The sequence below is a fragment of the Paracoccus spongiarum genome, from assembly GCF_030732095.1.
Lineage (GTDB): Bacteria > Pseudomonadota > Alphaproteobacteria > Rhodobacterales > Rhodobacteraceae > Paracoccus > Paracoccus spongiarum.
Window position 1 is genome coordinate 132,701 of record NZ_JAVAMQ010000009.1, and the last position, 15,417, is coordinate 148,117.

10 protein-coding genes are annotated in these 15,417 nt (G+C 67.4%); 5 read left to right on the forward strand and 5 right to left on the reverse strand.

Annotated elements, in window-relative coordinates; all coding sequences use genetic code 11:
• Window positions 1-4: 4 nt before the first annotated feature.
• The 5 genes from narI to Q5Y72_RS11600 are packed head-to-tail and all read right to left on the reverse strand — an operon-like array spanning window position 5 to window position 9,507.
• Window positions 5-724, reverse strand: a complete 720-nt coding sequence (gene narI, locus Q5Y72_RS11580) for a respiratory nitrate reductase subunit gamma (protein ID WP_305963582.1) — start codon at window positions 722-724, stop codon at window positions 5-7.
• A 13-nt stretch (window positions 725-737) separates the two neighbouring features.
• A complete protein-coding gene (gene narJ / locus Q5Y72_RS11585) occupies window positions 738-1,424 on the reverse strand; it encodes a nitrate reductase molybdenum cofactor assembly chaperone (protein ID WP_305963583.1) in 687 nt (228 codons plus the stop codon).
• Window positions 1,421-2,938, reverse strand: a complete 1,518-nt coding sequence (gene narH / locus Q5Y72_RS11590; protein WP_305963584.1) for a nitrate reductase subunit beta — start codon at window positions 2,936-2,938, stop codon at window positions 1,421-1,423. The genes narJ and narH overlap by 4 nt, the downstream gene beginning before the upstream one ends.
• Window positions 2,935-6,768, reverse strand: a complete 3,834-nt coding sequence (locus Q5Y72_RS11595) for a nitrate reductase subunit alpha (RefSeq protein WP_305963585.1) — start codon at window positions 6,766-6,768, stop codon at window positions 2,935-2,937. Before Q5Y72_RS11595 ends, narH begins: the two co-directional genes overlap by 4 nt.
• Window positions 6,769-6,789: 21 nt before the next feature.
• Window positions 6,790-9,507 (reverse strand): nitrate/nitrite transporter, encoded by a 2,718-nt coding sequence (locus Q5Y72_RS11600; RefSeq protein ID WP_305963586.1) that lies wholly within the window; start codon window positions 9,505-9,507, stop codon window positions 6,790-6,792.
• A gap of 296 nt (window positions 9,508-9,803) precedes the next feature.
• Here Q5Y72_RS11600 and Q5Y72_RS11605 point away from each other — a divergent pair, with 296 nt between their 5' ends.
• From Q5Y72_RS11605 to Q5Y72_RS11625, 5 genes are all read left to right on the forward strand, one after another.
• Window positions 9,804-10,490, forward strand: coding sequence for a helix-turn-helix domain-containing protein (locus tag Q5Y72_RS11605; protein ID WP_305963587.1), 687 nt, complete (start codon window positions 9,804-9,806; stop codon window positions 10,488-10,490).
• A gap of 179 nt (window positions 10,491-10,669) precedes the next feature.
• Window positions 10,670-11,821: an RsmB/NOP family class I SAM-dependent RNA methyltransferase gene (locus Q5Y72_RS11610; RefSeq protein WP_305963588.1), complete on the forward strand. Its 1,152-nt coding sequence runs from the start codon at window positions 10,670-10,672 to the stop codon at window positions 11,819-11,821.
• Between the two features lie 91 nt (window positions 11,822-11,912).
• On the forward strand, window positions 11,913-14,042 hold the full coding sequence (locus Q5Y72_RS11615) for a hybrid sensor histidine kinase/response regulator (RefSeq protein ID WP_305963589.1): 2,130 nt from the start codon (window positions 11,913-11,915) through the stop codon (window positions 14,040-14,042).
• A gap of 230 nt (window positions 14,043-14,272) precedes the next feature.
• Window positions 14,273-14,584 carry a formyl transferase gene (locus Q5Y72_RS11620; RefSeq protein WP_305963590.1) on the forward strand — a complete coding sequence of 104 codons (312 nt, stop codon included), beginning with the start codon at window positions 14,273-14,275 and terminating at the stop codon, window positions 14,582-14,584.
• A gap of 12 nt (window positions 14,585-14,596) precedes the next feature.
• A complete protein-coding gene (locus Q5Y72_RS11625) occupies window positions 14,597-15,415 on the forward strand; it encodes a hypothetical protein (RefSeq protein ID WP_305963591.1) in 819 nt (272 codons plus the stop codon).
• Window positions 15,416-15,417 lie beyond the last annotated feature (2 nt).

The following is a 15,417-nucleotide window of genomic DNA, read 5'->3' on the forward strand; positions in this document are numbered from 1 at the left end:
GCGCCTACTCCGCCGGGGTCGCGGGACGCGACGGTTTGGCTGCGGCGTCGCGGCGGCGGGATCGCACGATCTGGTAGCCCGGCCGCCACAGGTAGCGCACCGGGGCCGAGATCATGTGGACCAGCCGCGTGAAGGGAAACAGCAGGAAGATGGTGAGGCCCAGGACGATGTGCAGCTTGAAAAGGATACCCACCTCCGCGAGATGGTCGGCGGCGCCCGCGCGCAGATAGGCGATGCTCTGTGCCCAGGTCATCAGCTTCACCATCTCGTGCCCGTCCAGATGCCCCAGCGAGACGAAGATGGTCATCAGCCCCAGCACCAGCTGCGCCAGCAGCAGCGCCAGGATGCCGGTGTCGGCGAAGGTCGAATGGGCGCGGATGCGCGGATCGGTCAGGCGGCGGTGCAGCAGCAGCACCCCGCCCACCAGCGCCATTACCCCGGCGATGCCACCCACGGTGACCGCCATGACCTGCTTGGCGCCGTGGCTGATCCCCACCGTATCGAAGATGATGATGGGCGTCAGCAGGCCGATCAGGTGGCCGAACAGGATCACGAGGATGCCGACATGGAACAGCACCGATCCGATGACGAATTGCCGCCGTCGCAGAAGCTGGCTCGATTTCGACTTCCAGGTGAAGGGGTCGCGGTCATACCGGATGATCGAGCCGAGGATCATCACGGTGATCGCGACATAGGGGTAAATTCCGAAAAGCAGATGGTTCATGGCGATGCCTCGTTCATTCGGCGGCCTCGCGCGGAGCGCGCGGGTCCATGCGGGCAAGGAGGTCGCGGCTGACCGGGCAGCCGGCGTTCGGATCGGGGCCGAAGGTCACCTGCGCTTCCTCCCAGACGGCATCCAGCGCGGCAAGATCCTCGGGATCGTCGTCGGGGATCGCGGCCAGATCCGCCGGCAGTTCGGGTTCTGCCTCGGACAGTGCGATCAGCGCGGTCAGCACGGCGGCATAGGCCGTGTCGCGCCGCATCAGCCGTTCCGCCAGCGCCGCGAGGATGTGGCCGGCATCGGCCAGCATCGCGCGGGCCTCGGGCAGGGGCCGGGTGGACAGGTATTCCAGCAGCACCGGCAGGTGGTCGGGCAGGTCGCTGCCCGCCAGGTCGAACCCGCCGGCGCGGTAGGTTTCCAGCAGGTCGACCATCGCACCGCCACGGTCGCGGCTTTCGCCATGGACATGCTCGAACAGGTTCAGCGACAGCGTGCGCGAGCGATCGAACAGCAGCACATAGCGTTCCTGAAGATCATACAGGTCATCATTGGCCAGTTGGTGCAGCAGCGGGAACAGGTCGTGCTGGCGGGTCGGGCCCAGCAGCCCGTCCTGGTGCAGCGCCGCGTCGATGGCCGGAACCGCCGACACCAGATCCTCGGTCGGATAGCTGAGCAGCGCCGACAGTGCCTTGAAGGTCTTCATGCGATGAACTCCTGCGGGCTGCGGAACGTCTTGCCGCCAAACAGCGATCCGCTGCTGCCCGACGAACAGCCATTGCCGTCGGTGAACCCGCAGCCGCCTTTCAGGTCATAGGCATCCTCGACCAGTTCGCGATGTGTGGTCGGGATCACGAAGCGGTCCTCGTAATTGGCGATGGCCAGCAACTGATACATCTCGTCGATCTGCTGCGGGCTCAGGCCGACGCGCTTGGCCACGCCCAGGTTCACCACCCCGTCGATGGTCTTCGAGCGCATGTAGGACCGCATCGCCAGCATCCGTTCCAGCGCGGCGGCCACCGGCGCCTCGTCGCCCGCCGTCAGCATGTTGGCCAGATAGCGCAGCGGGATGCGCAGGCTGCGGACATCCGGCATGTCGTCCTGGGCGGCGATCTTGCCGGCCTCGGCGGCGTTCTGGATCGGCGACAGCGGCGGCACATACCAGACCATCGGCAGCGTGCGGTATTCGGGATGCAGCGGGAAGGCGATCCTCCATTCCATCGCCATCTTCCAGATCGGGCTGTTCTGCGCCCCCCTTATCCAGTCCTCGGGAATGCCCTCGGCGCGGGCGGCCTCGATCACCGCCGGATCGCTCGGGTCCAGGAACACGCCAAGCTGGGCGTCATAGAGGTCGCGTTCGGCCTCGACACTGGCAGCCTCGGCGATCCGGTCGGCGTCATACAGCATCACCCCCAGATAGCGGATGCGCCCGACGCAGGTTTCCGAACAGACCGTCGGCTGGCCCGACTCCAGACGCGGATAGCAGAGGATGCATTTCTCGGACTTGCCGGTGGACCAGTTGTAATAGATCTTCTTGTAGGGGCAGCCCGACACGCACATCCGCCAGCCCCGACACTTTTCCTGGTCGATCAGCACAACCCCGTCATCCTCGCGCTTGTAGATCGCACCCGAGGGGCACGAGGCGACGCAGGACGGGTTGAGGCAATGCTCGCACAGCCGCGGCAGATACATCATGAAGGTGTTTTCGTATTCGCCGTAGATGTCCTTCTGGATGCCCTCGAAGTTGTAGTCCTGCGACCGCTTGGCGAATTCGCCGCCCAGGATCTCCTCCCAGTTCGGGCCCCATTCGATCTTTTCCATCCGCTCGCCCGAGATCTTCGATCGCGGTCGCGCGGTGGGGAAGGCCTGCATCTCGGGCGCCGATTTCAGGTGGTCGTGGTCGAAATCGAAGGGCTCGTAGAAATCGTCGATCTCGGGCAGGTCGGGATTGGCAAAGATGTTTGCCAGAATCCGCCATTTGCCGCCCTGCCTGGGATGCAGATGCCCGGACCGGGTCCGCGTCCAGCCGCCCTTCCAGCGCCGCTGGTTCTCCCAGTCCTTGGGGTAGCCGATGCCGGGCTTGGTCTCGACATTGTTGAACCACGCATATTCGACGCCCTCGCGCGAGGTCCAGACGTTCTTGCAGGTGACCGAGCAGGTGTGACAGCCGATGCATTTGTCGAGGTTCAGCACCATGCCGATTTGTGCGCGCACTTTCATTCCGCTGCCTCCGTCGATTGGGTTGCGGGCGCCTCGTTCACAGGGGCGTCGAGCCAGTCCACCCTGGCCATCTTGCGCACGATCACGAATTCGTCGCGGTTCGCGCCGACCGTGCCGTAGTAGTTGAAGCCATAGGACAGCTGCGCGTAGCCGCCGATCATGTGGGTGGGTTTCAGCACGATCCTTGTGACCGAGTTGTGGATGCCGCCGCGCTGGCCGGTGATCTGGCTGCCCGGCGTGTTCACGATCTTTTCCTGCGCGTGATACATGAACATCGTGCCCTCCTTCATGCGCTGGCTGACGACGGCGCGGGCGGCGATGACGCCATTGCTGTTGAAGACCTCGACCCAGTCGTTGTCGACCAGCCCGGCTTTGCGGGCGTCGATCTCGGACAGCCAGACGACCGGGCCGCCGCGGTTCAGCGTCAGCATCAGCAGGTTGTCGGTATAGGTCGAATGGATGCCCCATTTCTGGTGCGGCGTCAGGAAGTTCAGCACCACATGCCTTTCCCCGCTGGCCAGCGATTTCGTCGCATCGGCGCCCACCGTCTTCAGGTCGACCGGAGGACGCCAGGTCACGAAGAACTCGCCGAAGGCGCGCATCCATTCGTGGTCCTGATACAACTGCTGCCGCCCCGACAGGGTGCGCCACGGGATCAGTTCATGGACATTCGTCCAGCCGGCGTTGTAGCAGACCGTCTCGCTTTCGATCCCTGACCAGGTCGGGCTGCTGATGATCTTGCGCGGCTGCGCGGCGATGTCGCGAAAGCGGATCTTCTCGTCGTGCTTGACCTCGGCCAGATGCGCGTGGCTGCGCCCCGTCGCCTTGCCAAGCGCCTGCCAGGCCTTCACCGCGACCTCGCCATTGGTCTCGGGCGCCAGCATCAGCACGACCTCGCAGGCGTCGATGGCGGTGTCGATCCGGGCCAGGCCGCGGGTCGGGCCGTCCTCGGTCACCGTGCCGTTCAATGCCTTCAGGTGATGCACCTCGGTCTTGGTGTCCCAGGCGATGCCCTTGCCGCCATTGCCGATCTTTTCCATCAGCGGACCCAGCGCCGTGAACCGGTTGCAGAGATTCGGGTAGTCGCGCTGCACCTCGATATAGGCCGGGGCGGTCTTGCCGGGGATCAGGTCGCATTCGCCGCGCTTCCAGTCGCGCACCAAGTCCTGCGCGATCTCGGCCGCGCTGTCATGTTGCAGCGGCAGCTGCACAACATCGGTTTCCACGCCCAGCACCTCGGGCGCGACTTCGGAGAACTTGCGGGCGATGGACTTGAAGATCTCCCAGTCCGATTTCGCCTGGTAGGCCGGGTCCACCGCCGCCTGCAACGGGTGGATGAACGGATGCATGTCCGAGGTGTTCATGTCGTCCTTTTCATACCAGGACGCGGTCGGCAGAACGATGTCGGCATAGACCGCCGTCGTGGACATGCGGAAGTCGATGGTCACCAGCAGGTCCAGCTTGCCCTCGGGCGCCTTGTCGTGCCAGGCGGCCTCGACCGGCTTCTGGCGTCCCTCGGCGCCGAGGTCCTTGCCCTGCACGCCGTGATCGGTGCCCAGCAGGTGCTTCAGGAAATATTCATGCCCCTTGCCCGAAGATCCCAAAAGGTTCGACCGCCAGACGAACAGGTTGCGGGGCCAGTTTTCCGGCGCATCCGGGTCTTCGCAGGACATCTGCAAATCGCCCGATGCCAGCCGTTCGGCCACATAGTCCCGGACCGGAACCCCTGCGGCCTTGGCGGCGCGGCCCACCTGCAACGGGTTGGTCTTCAGCTGCGGCGCCGAGGGCAGCCAGCCCATGCGTTCGGCCCGGATGTTGTAGTCGATCAGCGACAGGCGGTCCCAGTCGCCCTCGGGTGCCGTCGGCGACAGGATCTCGGCCGCGCTGACCGTCTCGTAGCGCCACTGGTCGGTATGGGCATAGAACGCGCTGGTCGAGTTCATGTGACGCGGCGGACGAGCCCAGTCCAGCGCAAAGGCCAGCGCCGTCCAGCCGGTCTGGGGTCGCAGCTTTTCCTGCCCGACGTAATGCGCCCAGCCGCCCCCCGACTGGCCCACGCAGCCGCACATCACCAGCATGTTGATGACCGCGCGATAGTTCATGTCCATGTGGAACCAGTGGTTCATCGCCGCGCCGATGATGACCATCGACCGGCCATTTGTCTTTTCGGCATTGGCCGCGAATTCGCGCGCCACCTCGATGATCTTGTCGCGGCGCACGCCGGTGATCCGCTCGGCCCAGGCCGGGGTGAAGGGCACGTCCGCGTCATAGTCGCGCGCGACACTCTCGCCGCCGAGGCCCCGGTCAAGGCTGTAATTCGCGCAGAGCAGGTCGAAAACCGTGGCGACGAGTGCCTCGCTGCCATCGGCCAGGGTGATCCGCTTGGCCGGAACGTTGCGCCTCAGGACGTCGCCGCGGTCATCGACCTGGAAACCGTTCGTCGCGACGCCGCCGAAATAGGGGAAATCGACCGCCGCGACTTCGTCGCGGTCCTCGTCAAGGATCAGCGACAGTTTCAGGCGCACATCGCGGCTGGCGGCCTTTTCCTCGAGGTTCCAGCGGCCGGTCTGCATCTCCTCGGCTTGGGTGACGCCGGTCTGGGTGCCGGGTTCCTTGACGGTCGCCTTGGTTCCCTCGCCGGTCCAGCGGAACCCGATCGAGCCGTTCGGCGCGACCAGATCGCCGCTGGCCTCGTCGATGGCAACGGTCTTCCAGTCCGGGTGCGAGGACTGGCCCAGCCCGTCCGCAAGGTCGGCGGCGCGCAGCTGGCGGCCCGGCACCAGCCGGTCGCCCTGCCGGTCCAGCCGGACCAGCATCGGCATGTCGGAATAGCGGCGGCAGTAATCCTCGAAATAGGGCACCTGGCGGTCCAGGTGGAACTCGCGCAGTATCACATGCCCGAAGGCCATGCCCAGCGCCGCGTCGGTGCCCTGCTTGGCGTTCAGCCAGATGTCGCCGAATTTCGCCGCCTCGGAATAGTCTGGGCAGATCACCGCCGACTTGGTGCCCTTGTAGCGCACCTCGGTGTAGAAATGCGCGTCGGGCGTGCGCGTCTGCGGCACGTTCGAGCCCCACAGCAGCAGGTAGCCCGCATTGTACCAGTCGGCCGATTCCGGCACGTCGGTCTGTTCGCCCCAAGTCTGCGGGCTGGCCGGGGGGAGGTCGCAATACCAGTCATAGAAGGACATGCAGGTGCCGCCCAGCAGCGACAGATAGCGCGTCCCGGCAGCATAGGACACCATCGACATCGCCGGGATGGGCGAGAAGCCGAACACCCGGTCGGGGCCGTATCGGTGCGCCGTGTAGGCATTGGCCGCGGCGACGATCTCGGTCGCCTCGTCCCAGGTCGCGCGCACGAAGCCGCCCTTGCCCCGCGCCCTCGTAAAGCTGGCGCGGGCCTCGGGGTCGGACTGGATTGCGGCCCAGGCGGCGACCGGCGACATGCTGCGCCGCTTCTCGCGCCACAGCCGCATCAGCCGGCCGCGGATCAGCGGCGTCTTGACCCGGTTGGCCGAGTACAGATACCAGCTGTAGGACGCGCCGCGCGCGCAGCCACGCGGTTCGTGGTTGGGCAGGTCGGGGCGGGTGCGCGGGTAGTCGGTCTGCTGCGTCTCCCAGGTGACGATGCCCGACTTGACATAGATCTTCCAGCTGCACGACCCCGTGCAGTTCACCCCGTGGGTCGAGCGCACGATCTTGTCGTGCTGCCAGCGCGAGCGATAGGTATCCTCCCAGTCGCGGCTTTCGGTTGTCGTCTGGCCGTGGCCATCCGCGAACACGTCCTTGCGGGTGCTTTTCAGGAAGTTCAGGCGATCCAGAAGATGGCTCATCTTGCTGTCTCCTTTCGGGGGTCAGGCAGTTTGCGGGGCGGCCGGCGCTGCGCGCCCGCCTTCGAGGTCGTGCAGCACGCCGCCCCGCCGGGTATAGATGGCCCAGGTGATGCCGAGGCAGATCACGTAGAAGCCCAGGAACGCCCACAGCGCGCCGGTGGGTGAGCCGGTCATGGCGATTGAGGTGCCGTAGGCCTTCGGGATGAAGAAGGCGCCATAGGCGGCAATGGCCGAGGTGAAGGCGATGATCGCGGCGCTTTCGCGTTCCGACTGCCGCCGGCGGGCGGCGGCGTCCAGCTCGGGCATCAGGCGCGGGATCTCGCGGCCCATGATCGCGGGGATCATCTGGAAGGTCGAGGCATTGCCCACGCCGGTCAGGAAGAACAGCGCCATGAAGGCCGCGAAGAAGGCCAGAAAGCTGCCCGCGCCGAGCGCCGAGATGACCCCGAAGGTCGCCAGGATCATCGCCGCGAAGGTCCAGAAGGTGACGCGGCCGCCGCCGAAGCGGTCGCTGATCCAGCCGGTACCGGCCCGGCTGAGCGCGCCGACCAGCGGGCCGAGGAACACGTATTGCAGGGCGTTCACCTCGGGGAAGGCCAGCTTGGTCAGCAGCGGAAAGCCCGCCGAATACCCGATGAAGCTGCCGAAGGTGCCGGTGTAGAGAATGCACATCAGCCAGTTGTGCTTGCGGGTGAAGATCACCGCCTGCTCGCGGAAACTCGCGCGTGCGTCGGCGATGTCGTTCATGCCCAGCCAGGCGGCGGCGGTGGCGACCAGGATGAAGGGCACCCAGACGAAGCCCGCGTTCTGCATCCACAGCCGCCCGCCATCAGCCAGCGGCTGCGGCGCCCCGCCCATCGCGCCAAAGACGCCCGCCGTGACGACCAGCGGCACCAGGAACTGCATGACCGACACGCCCAGATTGCCAAGGCCCGCATTCAGGGCCAGCGCGTTGCCCTTTTCGGCCTTGGGAAAGAAATAGGCGATATTGGCCATCGACGAGGCGAAGTTGCCGCCGCCGAACCCGCACAGCAGCGCCAGCGCGAGGAAGATCAGGTAGGGCGTCTGCGGGTTCTGCACCGCATAGCCGATGCCCAGGGCCGGCAGCAGCAGCGAGGCGGTGGCCAGCGTCGTCCACAGACGCCCGCCGAAGATCGGCACCATGAAGCTGTAGAAGATCCGCAGCGTTGCCCCCGACAGGCCGGGCAGCGCCGCCAGCCAGAACAGCTGGCCCGTCGAGAACTGGAACCCGATTGCGGGCAGCCGGGCGACGACCATCGACCAGACCATCCAGACCGAGAAGGCCAGCAGCAGCGCCGGGATCGAGATCCACAGGTTGCGCCGGGCTATCCTGCGGCCCGTCGCGGCCCAGAACTGCGGGTCCTCGGGGCGCCAGTCGTCCAGCGTCCGGGGCATGGCGGTGCGTTCGGGATCGTGGACCTCGGCCAGTTCGGGGAAGGTCGGCAGCCGGTCCAGCGCCGCGCCGTGGGCCTTGCGCTCCATCGCGCGCACCGACAGGTGCATCCAGCCTGCCGAGACGACAACGATGACAAACAGCAGCGCGAAGCACGAGGTATAGACGCCGGTCAGGTCGAGAAGCGCGCCAAACACGATCGGCAGGATGAACCCGCCGAGGCCGCCGATCATGCCGACCAGGCCGCCCACCGCGCCGACATGGTCGGGATAATAGACCGGGATGTGCTTGTAGACCGCCGCCTTGCCAAGGCTCATGAAGAAGCCCAGCACGAACAGGGTGATGACGAAACCCGGCAGGCCCATCTCGGTCGAGAAGGTGATCGCGCCGTCCTTGCCGTGGATGACATAGTCGGTCGGGGGATAGGACAGCATGAACAGCAGCACGGCCGAGAAGCCGAAGGTCCAGTACATCACCGTCCGCGCGCCGAAGCGGTCAGACAGCACACCGCCATAGGCCCGGAACACGCTGGCCGCGAGGCTGAAGGCCGCCGCCGCCATGCCTGCAACCCGCACGTCGGTTCGGTAGACGTCGATCAGGTAATGCGGCAGCCAAAGCGCCAGCGCGACGAAGCCTCCGAAGACGAAGAAGTAGTACAGGGCGAAGCGCCACACCTGCAGATTCTTCAGCGGCGCGAATTGCTGGGACAGCGAGGGCGCGGCGATCCCCTGCGCGCGGCGGGCGCGGAAGGCCGGATCGTCGCGTGCGACGATGAAGAACATGACGCCCATCAGCGCGATGCCAACCGCCCAGATCTGCGCGACCGCCTCCCAGCCCCAGGCCACCAGCACGAAGGGGGCGAGGAACTTGGTGACCGCGGCGCCGACATTGCCCATTCCGAAGATGCCAAGCGCAGTGCCCTGACGGCCGGCGGGGAACCATTTCGATACATAGGCGACGCCGATGATGAACGACCCGCCGGCCAGCCCGACGCCCAGCGCGGCCAGCAGGAAGCCGCCATAGCTTTGCGCCCATGTCAGCGCCCAGGTGGCGGCGCCGGTCAGGATCATCTGCAACGGGAACACGATCCGCCCGCCATAGCGCTCGGTCCAGACGCCCAGGATCAGCCGGGTCAGCGAACCGGTCAGGATCGGCGTGGCGATCAGCAGGCCATACTGGAACTCGGTCAGGCCCAGCTCTTGCCTGATGGCGAGGCCGATGATGGAAAAGATCGTCCAGACGGCGAAGCACAGGGTGAAGGCCAGGGTGCTGAGCCACAGCGCCTTCTGCTGGTCCGCTGGCGAGGGAAACTGGGTGTCGGACATGCCGGCTTGCTCCATCGGGCCCCGGTGGGTCGGGGGCGGTCGCGCCTCAGTCAGCATGGGTGGGCAGGACCCGACTTGATCTGCGTCAATCGGGGCGGGCCGCGTCCGGCAAACGGCATCGGCTTGCGAATTGCCGTTTCCGGGTGCCGGAAAACCCGGCGGCGGGCATGTGTCGCGTCACCCCGCCACTTGCCGCATCGCGAGAGGCGACTTGACACATGTCAAGGAACTGCACCGCCCTGTTCGGCAAGAAGGTTGACGAGACCCGCGGCACCCGAGCGATTCGAAGGACAGCCATGCGCGACGCCGATCGACAGGAGATCAGGGCCCTCGGCCTGTTTCGCACCATGGACGGGGCCGTCTTCGCCGACCTCATGCAGGCCGCCTATGCGCAGGAATTCCCGGCCCGGCTGGAACTGGCGCGGCAGGGAGGGCGGGCCGACTTCCTGCATGTGCTGGTCGCGGGCTCGGTCGAGCTGTTCGCCGAATGGAACGGGCGCGAGACGACGCTGGCGATCGTGGCGCCGGTGCGCAGCTTCATCCTGGCCGCCTGCACCCGCGACGCGCCGCAGCTGATGTCGGCGCGCACGCTGGAACGCAGCCGGCTGGTGCTGATCCCGGCCGTCGACCTGCGCGCGGCGATCCGGCGCGACCCGGCTTTTGCCTCGGACGTGATCGACGAACTCGCCTCGGGTTATCGCGGCATGGTGCGCCATGCCAAGGCCACCAAGCTGCGCAGCGCCCGGGAAAGGCTGGCTGCCTTCCTGCTGCAGCAATCGGCGCAGCGTCAGGGCATCGCCGGCTTCGTGCTGCCACAGGAAAAGCGCATCCTGGCCTCGTATCTGGGGATGACGCCCGAAAGCCTGTCGCGCAGCTTTCGCGATCTCGCCGACAAGGGCGTGCATCTGGACGGGATGCGCGTGACGATCACCGATTTCGCCCGCCTCAGCGCCATCGCCATGCCCGATCCGCTGATAGACTGAGGCCGGACGCGCCGGATTGAGCGCGGGCGCCCGCGATGCTAGGGCTGTCGGACCAGACCTGACGGGACACGCCGGTGCGGCGTCGTGCCCGAACCCCTGACGGAGCGGACGGGCCGGATGCGCGATCCTCAGCAGACCTTTCGGCAGGACCGGCGCCGGCAATTCCCAAGGGCGGCGCGATGACGCCCGCTGCGCGGATCGCCGCGGCCATCGGCGTGCTGGATCGCGTGATCGCGGGGCAGCCGGCCGAACAGGCGCTGCTGCAGTGGTCGCGCTCCAGCCGCTTTGCGGGGTCGGGGGACCGCGCAGCGGTGCGCGATCACGTCTTCGAGGCGCTGCGCCGCCGCAACAGCCTTGCCCGTCTGGGTGGCGGCGGTGACGGCCGGGCGCTGATGATCGGGCTGATGCGCGAGGCGGATTGCGATCCTGCCGACCTCTTCACCGGCGATGGCCATGCTCCGCCGCCGCTGTCCGCGGCCGAGCGCGACTGGCAGGCCACCGGCGATCCCGAGACTGATCTTCCCGCCTGGCTGCTGCCCTCATGGCGCGAGTCGCTTGGCGAAGACGCCGATGCCATCGCCGCGGCGATGGGGCATCGCGCGCCGGTCTGGCTGCGGGTCAACCCACTGCGCGGCGATACCCCTCAGGCTGTCGCCATGCTGGCCCAGGAGGGAATCGAGACGAGGCCCGCGCCGCAGCTTGCCACCGCGCTTCGCGTGACCGCGGGGGAACGCCGGATCCAGCAGGCCGCGGCCTATCGCGCGGGCCTTGTCGAAGTGCAGGACCTGTCGCCGCAACTGGCCTGCGCCGACCTTCCGCTGGCCTCGGGCGACCGTGTGCTGGATTTCTGCGCCGGGGGAGGGGGCAAGACCCTGGCCCTCGCCGGGATCGTTCCCGACCTGCAACTGGTTGCGCATGACGCCGACCCCGCCCGGATGCGCGATCTGCCGGCGCGGGCTCTGCGTGCGGGGGTGCAGGTGCAGGTCAGCCGGCAGCCGCAGGGGCCGTTCCGGCTTGTGCTGGCCGATGTCCCCTGCTCGGGCTCGGGAACGTGGCGGCGACAGCCCGATGCCCGGTGGCGGCTGACGCCCGGCTTGCTGGAGGGCCTGCTCGGGGCCCAGGCGCAGATCCTGGACCGCTGCGCCGGGCTGGTGGCGCCGGGCGGGCATCTGGCCTACATGACCTGCTCGCTGCTGCGGGACGAGAACGATCACCAGATCGCCGCGTTTCTCGCGCGCAACCCCCTGTTTTCAGAGGTTTCACGCACGCTGTGGACGCCGCTGCAGGCCGGCGACGGCTTCTTCCGGGCGATCCTGCGTCGGGCATCCTGAGAAGGGCGGCGGCATGGGCAGGCGGATTAACGCTATCTTAAGCAGTCACCGGCTATTCCGACGACAGGAACGGCGCAGGGAGACGATTCGCATGGCGCATTGGGACGACCAGTTGGGCATTCCGCGTTCGGCGCTGTCGGCCCTGCCGCTGCTGCTGCTGCCGACGGCAGTCGGCGCGCTGGTGCTTCTGGTCTTGCCGGGGGCGGGCGCGGGCAAGGCGGCCATCGTCTTCTCGACCGTAGCCGTGGCCTGGTATCTGCTGGGCGGGGCGATGTCGCTGTCGCATGGCCTGCGCCAGATCGCCGGGCGCCGGGCGCTGGCGGCCATCCGGGGCGAGGTGGCGGCCACGCCCGAGCCGGTGTGGATCTGCGACTGCGAAAGCCGGGTGCTGTTCCAGAATACCGCCGCGCGCGAGGATTTCGGCGACATCGCCGGACAAAACATCGTGACGCTGCTGGGCCGGCTGCGCGCCGACGCCGAAGGCGATCTTGCCGATCTGTCGGCGCGCAGCCTGCGCACCGGCTGTGCCGAACTGGCGCTGCCGAACGGCGACAGCCTGGCGTTGAGCCGGGCGGCAGACGCGCCGCTGCAGGTCTGGTCCTATCACCGTCCGGGCGAGGTGGCACAACTCGCCGAGGTCGAGATGGCACTGGCGTTGGATGACGAGGATGGGGTCGATGATTTCGAGGTGATGCCTGTCGCGCTGCTGCGGCTGGGGCCGGACGGAACGATCCGGCGCGCCAATGCCGCGGCGCGTCGCCTGCTGGGCGCGCGGCTGCCGGCCGATGATGCACAGGTTCAGCTGGGCAGCCTGCTGGAAGGCCCCGGGCGGCCTCTGGGCGACTGGATCGCGGATGCCTGCGCCGGCCGCACCGATGGCCGGGCCGAGATGCTGCGGCTGCGCCAGCCGGCCGGCGATGCGCGGCTGGTCGATGCCGGTCGCGATACGCATTTTCAGGTCTCGTTGTCATCCGACCCGCTGCACAAGCCCGGCCTGATCGCCGTCCTCAGCGATGCCAGCGCCCTCAAGACCCTCGAGGCGCAGTTCGTGCAAAGCCAGAAGATGCAGGCCATCGGCCAGCTTGCCGGCGGCGTCGCGCATGATTTCAACAACCTACTGACGGCGATCAGCGGGCATTGCGACCTGTTGATGCTGCGCCATGACAAGGGCCACCCCGACTATGCCGATCTGGACCAGATCAGCCAGAACGCCAACCGCGCCGCCGCCCTGGTCGGTCAGCTGCTGGCCTTCTCGCGCAAGCAGACGCTGCGCCTCGAGACGCTGGACCTGCGCGACACGCTGGCCGATCTGACCCATCTTCTGAACCGGCTGGTCGGCGAGCGCGTCGGCCTGGCCATCACCCACGATCCCGCGCTGCGCCCGATCCGGGCCGACAAGCGCCAGCTGGAGCAGGTCATCATGAACCTCGTCGTCAACGCCCGTGACGCCATGCCGGAGGGCGGCGAGATCCGCATCGACACCGAGACGCTGCATCTGGCGGCGCCGCTGTCGCGCGATCGCGCCGCCTTGCCGCGCGGCGATTATGTGCGGGTCAGCGTCACCGACGAGGGATGCGGCATCCCGGCCGAGATCCGCGACAAGATCTTCGAGCCGTTTTTCACCACCAAGCGCACCGGCGAGGGCACCGGGCTGGGCCTGTCCACGGCCTATGGCATCGTCAAGCAGACCGGCGGCTACATCTTCTGCGACAGCACCCCGGGTCGCGGGACGACCTTCTCGCTGTATTTCCCTGCCCATGCCGGGGCCGCGCGTCCCGTGGCGCCCCCGCTTGCCCCGATTCCCGCGGTCGCGTCCGAGCCGCAGCCCGTCCGGCAGGCCACCGTGCTGCTGGTCGAGGACGAGGCGCCGGTCCGGGCCTTCGCGGCTCGCGCGCTGCGCCTGAAAGGATACGACGTGCGCGAGGCCGACAGTGCCGAACAGGCCCTGGACCTGCTGGGTGACAGCCGCCTGAAGGTGGATGTCTTCGTGACGGACGTGGTGATGCCGGGCATGGACGGCCCAAGCTGGGTGCGGACCGCGCTGAAGGATCGGCCGGGGACACGGGTGGTCTTCATGTCGGGCTATACCGAGGACATCTTCGGAGAGGGCCATGCCCCGGTGCCAAACTCGCTGTTCCTCGCAAAGCCCTTCACGCTGGCGGAACTGACTGGCAGCGTCGAACGTCAGCTGTCGGGCGGCGAGGCCCCGCCGCTGCACTGAGGCGGCAGGGCTTTCTGCGCGTGCAGGGCGGTGGTCGCGGCGACCGGGCCCGCCTAACGGTGATGGTCGTTCCCAGGGAAAGGGGCGGCGCCTGTGGCGTGATTGCCCGGGCGTTGCACCTCGCCCGCGCAGCCGGCTGATGCCCCGGGCGGTGGCGTCGGGCCATCGCTGGCCTACCGGCACTTCCCCCTGATCCAGTCTGCGGCAGGACGGGGGCCTTCACGGCAACCGTGGTCACCTCGATCCTGGCCGAGACCCCCTGTCGTCCTGAACAAGTATCTTGGCATGCCGCCACCTGGTTCGACCGGATCGTCGTTCCGGCGAATGCCAGCACCGATGGCACGCTCGAGATGCCGCTGCGGCTGCACGAGATGGGTGTTATCCGTTGCCACGAGACCAAGGTGCCGCCCGGCCAGAAGCCTCATCCCCAAGCCCTGGAAATCGCCAATGGCTGCGAGGAGGGTCGCAGTTCACACTTCGTGATGGTTCTCGACGCGGACGCATTTCCGGTCGTCAAGCAGGCGCCCCATCATGTCGGTTAACTGCCGCGCCACATGGATGAGATGCGGTCCGACCGCATGGTGATCCCGTGGCGCATCTTCGGGTCGTCGCAGCGGGCGGGGTCTACCGATCAGCCCGTCATCGGCCGCTTCACACGATCGATGGGGGACTCTGCCCTGCCGAAGTCGGGCCTGACGACCCTGTTCCGCAGGGATGATCACAGCCGGCTCGCCATTCACCGCCCGAAACGGCTCATGAAGGGCGGCTGCCCGGCCGTCGAGGAAGCGCGGCAGGCGCGGATCGACACCGGCGGACAGGTGATGGATCCCGCAAGCCTGAAGCGGAATGGTGGCGTCGACCCGATCCGGCGGGACATGGCCGAAGTCGCCCATTTCATGATCAGGAGGCTGGATGAATATCTGCTGAAGATCTTTCGTGGGGACGGGCTGATGACTTCGAACCGCCATGGGATCGGCTGTTGGCGCGGCCCTGGTCGCAATGATGCGGCCGATCTGGTGGCGGCCGACCATGTCGAGGGGTTCGGGGCGGAGTATGGCCGCCTGACGGCGAACCCTGAACCGGCCGCTCTGCATCGACGCACGGTGGAACACCGCCTTGCAAAGCCGAGGCGGCTTCTGTCCAGCGACGAGGTCCGGGATTTGCGATCCATCCTCAAGCGCAGCACGGACGGGACCGTGACAGTCGACGACCTTGCGCAATCCCGCCGCCTGGTGACGCAGATCTCGCCATCGGTGGCACCTCGGAACGCGCTGGACGGCGATATGCCGCGCCCCGGTGCCGGTCGGCATGACGACCGCGGGCGCGGCGGATGCCGGTACGATCGCGGCGCGATTGGCCGATCTCCTCGGTGATG

Excerpts from the sequence above, each read along its gene's own strand:
- narI (WP_305963582.1), bottom strand. The coding sequence starts at position 724 with ATGAACCATCTGCTTTTCGGAATTTACCCCTATGTCGCGATCACCGTG.
- narJ (WP_305963583.1), bottom strand. The coding sequence starts at position 1,424 with ATGAAGACCTTCAAGGCACTGTCGGCGCTGCTCAGCTATCCGACCGAG.
- narH (WP_305963584.1), bottom strand. The coding sequence starts at position 2,938 with ATGAAAGTGCGCGCACAAATCGGCATGGTGCTGAACCTCGACAAATGC.
- Q5Y72_RS11595 (WP_305963585.1), bottom strand. The coding sequence starts at position 6,768 with ATGAGCCATCTTCTGGATCGCCTGAACTTCCTGAAAAGCACCCGCAAG.
- Q5Y72_RS11600 (WP_305963586.1), bottom strand. The coding sequence starts at position 9,507 with ATGTCCGACACCCAGTTTCCCTCGCCAGCGGACCAGCAGAAGGCGCTG.
- Q5Y72_RS11605 (WP_305963587.1), top strand. The coding sequence starts at position 9,804 with ATGCGCGACGCCGATCGACAGGAGATCAGGGCCCTCGGCCTGTTTCGC.
- Q5Y72_RS11610 (WP_305963588.1), top strand. The coding sequence starts at position 10,670 with ATGACGCCCGCTGCGCGGATCGCCGCGGCCATCGGCGTGCTGGATCGC.
- Q5Y72_RS11615 (WP_305963589.1), top strand. The coding sequence starts at position 11,913 with ATGGCGCATTGGGACGACCAGTTGGGCATTCCGCGTTCGGCGCTGTCG.
- Q5Y72_RS11625 (WP_305963591.1), top strand. The coding sequence starts at position 14,597 with ATGGATGAGATGCGGTCCGACCGCATGGTGATCCCGTGGCGCATCTTC.